We start from the raw sequence: 7,470 nt of genomic DNA on the forward strand, positions 1-7,470 counted from the left end.
AGATTGGAGATGTCAGATAGATTGGTTTTAACCTTGCGACACGTCGCATCGGTTATATCGGACTGACATCAGAGATTTGCCGGAAAGGATAGAGGTATTATGTTGCTGGAAGAGAAGTTTTTGGAATTTCATCGTTATGCCAGCAGCCACAATCTGCCGCTGGAAGCTATCAGTGTCGGAGATGAGAACAAGGTACTCTGTGAGATGCACTACGCAGCAAATGCACCGAGAAATATTTATTCACATACCAAGAGTTTTACGGTAACAGCAGTTGGACTCGCAATGGAAGAGGGAAAACTAAGCCTGGAAGATCATGTGGCGGAAGTGTTTAAAGATAAACTTCCTTCAAATCCGGATCCAAATCTGGAGAAGATTCAGTTGAAACATCTGCTCTGCATGTCCAGTGGCTTTGGTAAGGCACTTCTGATGAATGCGGACAGACGTCCGGGCATCGGCGCACCGGATTATGAGAAATATATGATGGCACAGCCGGTTCCTGTGGAGCCAGGCAGTGCATTCTGCTATTCCTCTGCCGACAGTATTCTGGCTGCTCATATGGTAGAACGGGCCGTTGGTAAGCGGATGGGAGAGTATCTGTATGAGAAGGTATTCCAGCCCCTTGATATGGGATGGCCGCTCTGGGAGCATGATCCACAGGGACATCCGAATGGCGGCGGAGGTATGTATCTGACTTGTACCGAGATGATGAAACTGGGACAGCTCTATCTGGCTGAGGGTAACTGGAAGGGCGAGCAGATTGTCAGCAGGGACTGGGTGCAGGAGGTGTCCACCCCGAAATTTACCTTCGAGCCATCTGCAGATCTCTGGCATGTAGGATATGGCTATCAGTTCTGGATCAGTCCATATCCAGGATCCTATCGTGCTGATGGCGCATTCGGACAGATTACAACGATTCTCCCAGAGAAGGGATTGGTTGTTTCCATCCAATGTCCGGAGCGAGGTAATTTCGATCAGGTGAAACGTGCGCTGCATGAACATTTTCTGATGGAATTGTAAGAATAGACTTGCAACAATATGCTATAATTTGCCCAGAAACCGTACTTTTGGCTGAAAAGGCTTAAAATCAAGGCTTTTAGGGAATGTGGATGGGATTTGTACCCCTATTGTACTCCTATTTTGTAAAACAGTAGGATTATCAACTGGACTTCCCTCGATAAAAAAGAATATGATTTGTGGTGAAAGAAGTTCCTTCGGGGACTTCTTTTCACTTACATAAAAATGTCGGTTTGAATGTCGGTTAAGTGTCGGTTTGTTTATGATATTTGACTGCAATACATATTATGTGGTTGTACTTTTAATAATAATCGTATACCTTACCTAAACATGCATAAAAACCAAGCTGATCACAATAAAATAACATAAATGATTAAAAAGTAACAAGAAATATGTTATCATATATAAAAACATGTTACAAGGAGACGTCATATGCAAAAGCAATTAGAGCAGTATTTCGGCTGCAAAGTAAAAATAGCAGAATACAAGAATAAATTACAATTGCCGATTTTTATGACTATGCGTGACATTTTGATGGTTGAAATATATGGTGTTAACTTTGCAATAATTGATGTAGTGAAGGAAACGGAGCTAAGTGTTGCTGCAATGAAAAAGCAGAAAGCAAAGTATGAGGAAGCATTGCAGTGCCCGGTAGCATATGAAGTAGCGTTAAACAGCGTATCCATGAGAAATGCTCTGGTAAAAAGCGGAGTTCCGTTTGTGGATCTGCCGGGAAATGTATTTTTACCATTTATGGGAATTATATTGCAGGATGTGTATCGCAAGCAGCTTGTCAAGGCAGATAAGATGATGCCTGCAACACAGATGGTGTTTCTTGAATTGTTATATATGGATGATGAGGAATCTGTGTTAAAAAGTGAAGTTGCGAACAAGTTGAATCTTACCAAGACGTCCATTACAAGAGCAACAGCCCAATTAGAGGGAATGGGACTCATCCGCCAGATGAAATCCAGAACAGAGATTGCTATTAAGAGAAATTACTCACGCAAAGAGTATTATGAAAATGCAAAAGCATATTTGATTAATCCGGTCCAGAAAGAGATTACAATTATGCGATGTGAAGCAACCTTTGAATCATTTAGCGCAGGAGAAACCGCTCTTAGTCAGGAGTCAGAATTGAATCCGCCTAGAATTGAGGAACGGGCAATCTACAAGGGCGAGGAAGTTGTTGACCAGTTGGAAATTGTGGATGTCAGATTGGAAGACATAGACGACTGCTTGAAGGTACAATTATGGAAATACAATCCTTCTTATTTTGCAAGAGAAGGATGTGTTGATCCTGTTTCGCTTGCATGTACATTCAAAGGTAACGAAGACGAAAGAATAGAAATGAGTGTTGAGAAACTGCTGGAGGAATTATAAATGGTACCAGGGCTAGACTCTTTTAGAGAAAAATTTAAAAATTATACGGATTATTACACTATTATCGGCGGAACTGCCTGCGATATTCTACTCTCAGAGGCAGACTTGTCGTTTCGAGCGACAAAAGATATTGATATGATTCTGATTATGGAGGACAACTTCCCAGAATTTGCGAGCATATTCTGGGAATACATAAAAGAAGGCGGCTATAAGTGCGGATGGAAGAATGAACAGAATATGCACTTTTACCGCTTCACAGAAGGCAAATTCGGTTATCCTACTATGATTGAGTTGTTTTCAAGAAAGCCGGGATATCTTCTTGAAATTGAAGAGGGAATTATACCGATTCATATTGATGATGATACTTCCAGTTTATCAGCGATTCTTCTGAACGATGACTATTATAAATTTATGATGTCCGGACGTAGAGTGGTTGATGGTATTGGTGTTTTGGGAGCAGAGCATCTGATTCCATTCAAAATGTATGCGTGGATTAATCTTTTAGAACGAAAGAGAGCCGGTGAGCATGTCAATGAAAAGGATTTAAAGAAGCATAAGTACGATGTATTCCGCTTGCTGCAGATTGTCACAGCTGGAACAAAAGTTGAATCAGAAGGGCTGGTGACAGAGAGTATACATAGATATATCGAGCAAATCAGTGTACTAGATGAATTGGAAGTAAGACTTTTGCAGATGGGAATGCCTTTTGATAGAGATAGGGGTGTGGAGTTGCTGAAGGAGATTTATTTGTAAGCAAAACTGTTTTACATCCAACCTGTTCTGCTAATTTTCGGATAAGTGAGATCCTTTTGCATATGGAATAATTATAGTGAAACTAAAAATAAAAACGGAAAATCCGTAGATAAATTCAGAATGTGGTAGTATATCGTGCGAAAAACCAAAATAAAAACGGAAAATCTGTTTAAGGTTTTGCAGCATGAATGAGACAGGCCCAGGTGAGTTATGCATATTGATCGCTGATGCCGTAAAAAAATACGGAATAAGTTGAAATTTTCTACAGATCTTCTACCGGAACCAGATATCCGGTGTTCAGATATTTACAACAACTCATAATACAGATTTGATGAGCAATGATCTTTTCAGACCGGACAGCTAAGGCGTTATTTTTGTGGAAAAAACGATTATATAAGATTATAATATAATTAGGGTTTGCTCGGTTATATAATTAAGGAGGGATTCAAGTGTTTTTTTCAGAATATTATGGAATTGATTCTTCTGTAGTGGAGCATTATGGTGCTGTTGATATATCTTTTGTTTGTGACATTCCATTGTTCATTGATCCAATGTTGATATTCAATAGCGAAAAAGAGGAATATAAAAAGCTACATGAAGAAATAATAAGGTATTTTCATTTCTTATATCAAAAAGCATGTGACGGCTTATCAAATAAAGAGTTGAAAGCGTGGTTTGAATTCAATGAGGTTCCTAATAATTGGTTAGGGTATTCTATGTCAGGAAATAAGGGAGCTGCATTGGGAAAACAATATGCAAGATTTTTGTATAAAAACATAAGGTTTGCAACAAATACAAATAATATTACTAAATCGAATCATATTGAAAAGATTATGCTCTTGTATGAAGGAAGTGGTAAGGATAAAATTAGTGATTTGACAGTAAACTTAATAAAGGGCTTTTTATGCAGTTACACAGAAGAATTTGCAAGAAAATATCTTGATAAAAAGTACATAAAAAAGTTTCATGTTGAAAAAGCATACTTTAATTATGAAACAGAAAGCTTTGTGAGTAAAGAGTACGAACTACCATATATAACTAGTGAAAAAGGTAAGAAGGAATATGTATTATTAACTCCTAAAGATATCTTGAGAGAGGATGAACCAGCGATTAATCGAAAAGATTTTCTTGACAGTTATGATGATGTAAGAAGCATGATAGATAATGATTCATTAAGAGCATACGTTAATAATTATATTGCCAAAGCAATTCTTGAATATGAAGATAATCAAAAAAGAAATAAGAGAAGTGTCAACGAGCGTAGTGTTAAAAAAATAGAGAAAGATGCATTTAAGGAATTGGCAAAAGAATATCCTGAATTATATGACTATTATATAAAGTATGTAGAGAATAATCCAGAACAAGTAAGCAAACTTGCACATGAGGAATGTACAGAAGAATTGGAAAAATTCTACAGTAACTCAAAGATACTTATAGCAAAAGTAATTGATGAAGGTTATGTTATTCAAGAAGATATCGAAGCAAGAGAAGAAGCAAAAAATAGATTGAAATTTTTTAAGCACATTATAGAAGAATGTGATGGATATTTAGCTTTATATTACAATGGAAAACAGATTGCAAAAGAAAAAGATCTTCAAAGATTATTTAGGTTTGTATGGTATGGAACTTCGTATAAGGTAGATGCAGAACCTAATAATGGAAGAGGGCAGGCTGATTTTATTGTATCAAAGGGAATGAATAATCAAAATATTATTGAGTTTAAATTGGCTAGCAATAGTAGTTTAGGACATGTATTTACGCAAATAAAAATATATGAGGCGGCTAATTGTACGGATGGAAGTTTGGTTGTTATCTTTTATTTTACAGAAGAAGAAAAAAGATTTGCAGAAAAAGTCATTGAAGATTCAGGGTATAAATTGGCTATTGATGAATCGATTTTTTTGATAGATTGTAGAAAAGATAATAAGAAATCTGCGTCAATTGCTTGAAATATTCTATAAGTAAGAAAAATATTTTTACTACTAAGTAATAATAACAACTTGCTAAATCTTGCCTTGAATTGCTAACTTCCCACATTTCAGAGCAAAATCATGATTACTACGAGGTTTCCGAATGTCTTCTAAAGATGAGGCAATCTAGTGAAAAAAGGAGGAACACATAATGACTCAATATAGTGAAAAATCTTATAAAATGGCGTCAGATAATACCAAGTATAATGCTGCCGGAAAAGCAGTAATATTAGAAAATGATGAGTGGCGTGATGAGAAAGAATGGGATGAAGTATTTGGGCTGATGCAGAATGAACAGAAAAACCCTTAGTAGTAAGAATTTCCCTTTTACTACCAATTTTACTACTAACAGGTAGTAACAACTTGCAGGGTTCTGCTCTGATTTGCCACAATCTGTAATTTCAGAGTAAACTACACGAAACCCGGAAACCCTTGTAAAACAGGGCATTCTAGGGCAAAACAAGGAAAAATAAAACTATGATAAAAGTACTATTCATCTGCCACGGCAACATCTGCCGCAGCACAATGGCGCAGAGTGTCTTTGCCCATCTGGCGGCGGAAGCGAACCTGGCAGATTATTTTGAAATTGATTCCGCGGCGACAAGCCGCGAAGAAATCGGAAATACACCACATTACGGAACGGTAAGGAAACTCAGGGAAGAGAACGTTCCACTCATCCCGCACAGGGCGCGTCAGATGACGAGAAACGATTATTTATACTATGATTATCTGATCGGCATGGATACTGCGAACATCCGTAACATGATAAAAATCGCCGGAGGCGAGGACAGTCAGGGAAAAATCTACAAAATGCTGTCCTTTGCGGGATATGAACACACGCACAGGCTGTCGGAGGCAGGAGATGTCGCTGATCCGTGGTATACCGGAGATTTTGAGGCAACCTATCGGGATGTGAAAAATGGCTGTGAAGGTTTGCTGGCATATATAAAGGAAAACCACGAGTTTACATTGTAATTTTTGCAGTTGAAAGTATAAGTAACCGGTGTTAGAGAAGAGAGGAGTATCATGGAAACAAGAATTGCATTAATTGGAATTATTGTGGAGAATCCAGAATCAATCGAGGCGTTGAATCATCTTTTGCATGAATATGGAAAGTATATTATTGGTCGAATGGGAATCCCATACAGAGAGCGTGAAGTAAACATTATCAGCGTGGCAATTGATGCGCCGCAGGATGTGATCAATGCTCTGTCAGGAAAAATCGGACGTTTGGATGGGATTGGAGCCAAAACCGTTTACTCAAATATCAAAGGAAAGAATGAGAAATAAAATCAGATGTGTCAGCATACCTTAAGGGGCAAATAGGAAAAGTAAAAGGAATTTCTATGCAGTATAAACCAAAGAAAGAAAAAAAATCATTTTAGTCATTTTAGCCGTTTTAATAATATTGTTTGGCAGTTCAGCAATTTATCTCGGCAATTATTATCACAGCGTCGATGTGGAAAAATATATGACCAGTTCATCGGAAGTCACGATCAAAAAATTTGATAAAGGCTGGTTTTTTGACGGAGCGGGAGAGGAGAAAGCCCTGATTTTTTATCCGGGAGCAAAGGTTGCGACCGAGGCATATGCGCCGCTTATGTATCAGCTTGCAGAAAGTGGAATCGACTGTTTTCTGGTCGACATGCTATTTCATATGGCGTTTTTCGGGATGAATCGTGCGGAGGAGATCATGCAGGAATACAATTATGAAGCGTGGTATCTTGGCGGACACTCTTTGGGAGGCGCGATGGCAGCTAATTTTGCGGCAGACTATGTGGAAGACCATACAGATGGAATCCGTGGACTACTCTTATTGGCAGCGTATCCGACAAAAGATTTATCGACTTCTGATATGTCCGTTGTCACAATTTATGGAAGCGAAGATGGCGTGCTGAATATGGATAAAATTGTGGCAGGCCGGGAACTTATGCCGCAGGATTATAAGGAAGTCTGCATTGAGGGCGGAAACCATGCACAGTTTGGAAGTTATGGAGCGCAGAAAGGTGATGGAACGGCTGCGATTCCTGCTGAGGAACAGTGGGCGAGGACGGTGGAGGTGTTTATTGAATAAGGACAAGTATATTAATAATTTAAGATATGTTAGTAATGATTTTTTATAGGATATAGTAGGAAGCAATGGCGTGTGAAAAACTTGATTTTTTGCATGCCATTTTTTATGAAGAAATCCTTTTCACAGCTTCTTTTAGCTTATCGGAAATATGTTTGTAAATAAAGTACAAAATCAATTATTAAAGCATTTACGATAGTTGTATGAATAGGGAATTACTGACAAATTAATACTTTTGAATTATATAAAAGCAAAAATTCATTAAATAGTATATGGTGA

8 protein-coding genes are annotated in these 7,470 nt (G+C 38.0%); all 8 read left to right on the forward strand.

Features of this window, described 5'->3' with window-relative positions; all coding sequences use genetic code 11:
- Nucleotides 1–99: 99 nt before the first annotated feature.
- The 8 genes from ROSEINA2194_RS13965 (at nt 100) to ROSEINA2194_RS13995 (ending at nt 7,194) form a co-directional block, all read left to right on the forward strand.
- On the forward strand, nt 100–1,017 hold the full coding sequence (locus ROSEINA2194_RS13965) for a serine hydrolase domain-containing protein (RefSeq protein WP_007888525.1): 918 nt from the start codon (nt 100–102) through the stop codon (nt 1,015–1,017).
- Nucleotides 1,018–1,446: 429 nt separating this feature from the next.
- Nucleotides 1,447–2,397 carry a helix-turn-helix domain-containing protein gene (locus ROSEINA2194_RS13970; RefSeq protein WP_007888526.1) on the forward strand — a complete coding sequence of 317 codons (951 nt, stop codon included), beginning with the start codon at nt 1,447–1,449 and terminating at the stop codon, nt 2,395–2,397.
- Nucleotides 2,398–3,150, forward strand: coding sequence for a hypothetical protein (locus ROSEINA2194_RS13975; RefSeq protein ID WP_007888527.1), 753 nt, complete (start codon nt 2,398–2,400; stop codon nt 3,148–3,150).
- A gap of 449 nt (nt 3,151–3,599) precedes the next feature.
- Nucleotides 3,600–5,099 (forward strand): DUF8370 family protein, encoded by a 1,500-nt coding sequence (locus ROSEINA2194_RS13980; RefSeq protein ID WP_007888531.1) that lies wholly within the window; start codon nt 3,600–3,602, stop codon nt 5,097–5,099.
- 172 nt (nt 5,100–5,271) lie between these two features.
- A complete protein-coding gene (locus ROSEINA2194_RS21250) occupies nt 5,272–5,430 on the forward strand; it encodes a hypothetical protein (RefSeq protein ID WP_007888534.1) in 159 nt (52 codons plus the stop codon).
- 167 nt (nt 5,431–5,597) lie between these two features.
- Nucleotides 5,598–6,095, forward strand: coding sequence for a low molecular weight protein-tyrosine-phosphatase (locus ROSEINA2194_RS13985; RefSeq protein WP_081453926.1), 498 nt, complete (start codon nt 5,598–5,600; stop codon nt 6,093–6,095).
- A 51-nt stretch (nt 6,096–6,146) separates the two neighbouring features.
- The gene (locus tag ROSEINA2194_RS13990) at nt 6,147–6,410 is read left to right on the forward strand and encodes a TM1266 family iron-only hydrogenase system putative regulator (RefSeq protein WP_007888539.1); all 264 of its coding nucleotides are present in this window, start codon (nt 6,147–6,149) and stop codon (nt 6,408–6,410) included.
- A 181-nt stretch (nt 6,411–6,591) separates the two neighbouring features.
- Complete coding sequence (locus ROSEINA2194_RS13995; protein ID WP_007888541.1) at nt 6,592–7,194, forward strand: alpha/beta fold hydrolase; 603 nt, start codon at nt 6,592–6,594, stop codon at nt 7,192–7,194.
- Nucleotides 7,195–7,470: the final 276 nt, after the last annotated feature.

This window comes from Roseburia inulinivorans DSM 16841, assembly GCF_000174195.1.
Lineage (GTDB): Bacteria > Bacillota > Clostridia > Lachnospirales > Lachnospiraceae > Roseburia > Roseburia inulinivorans.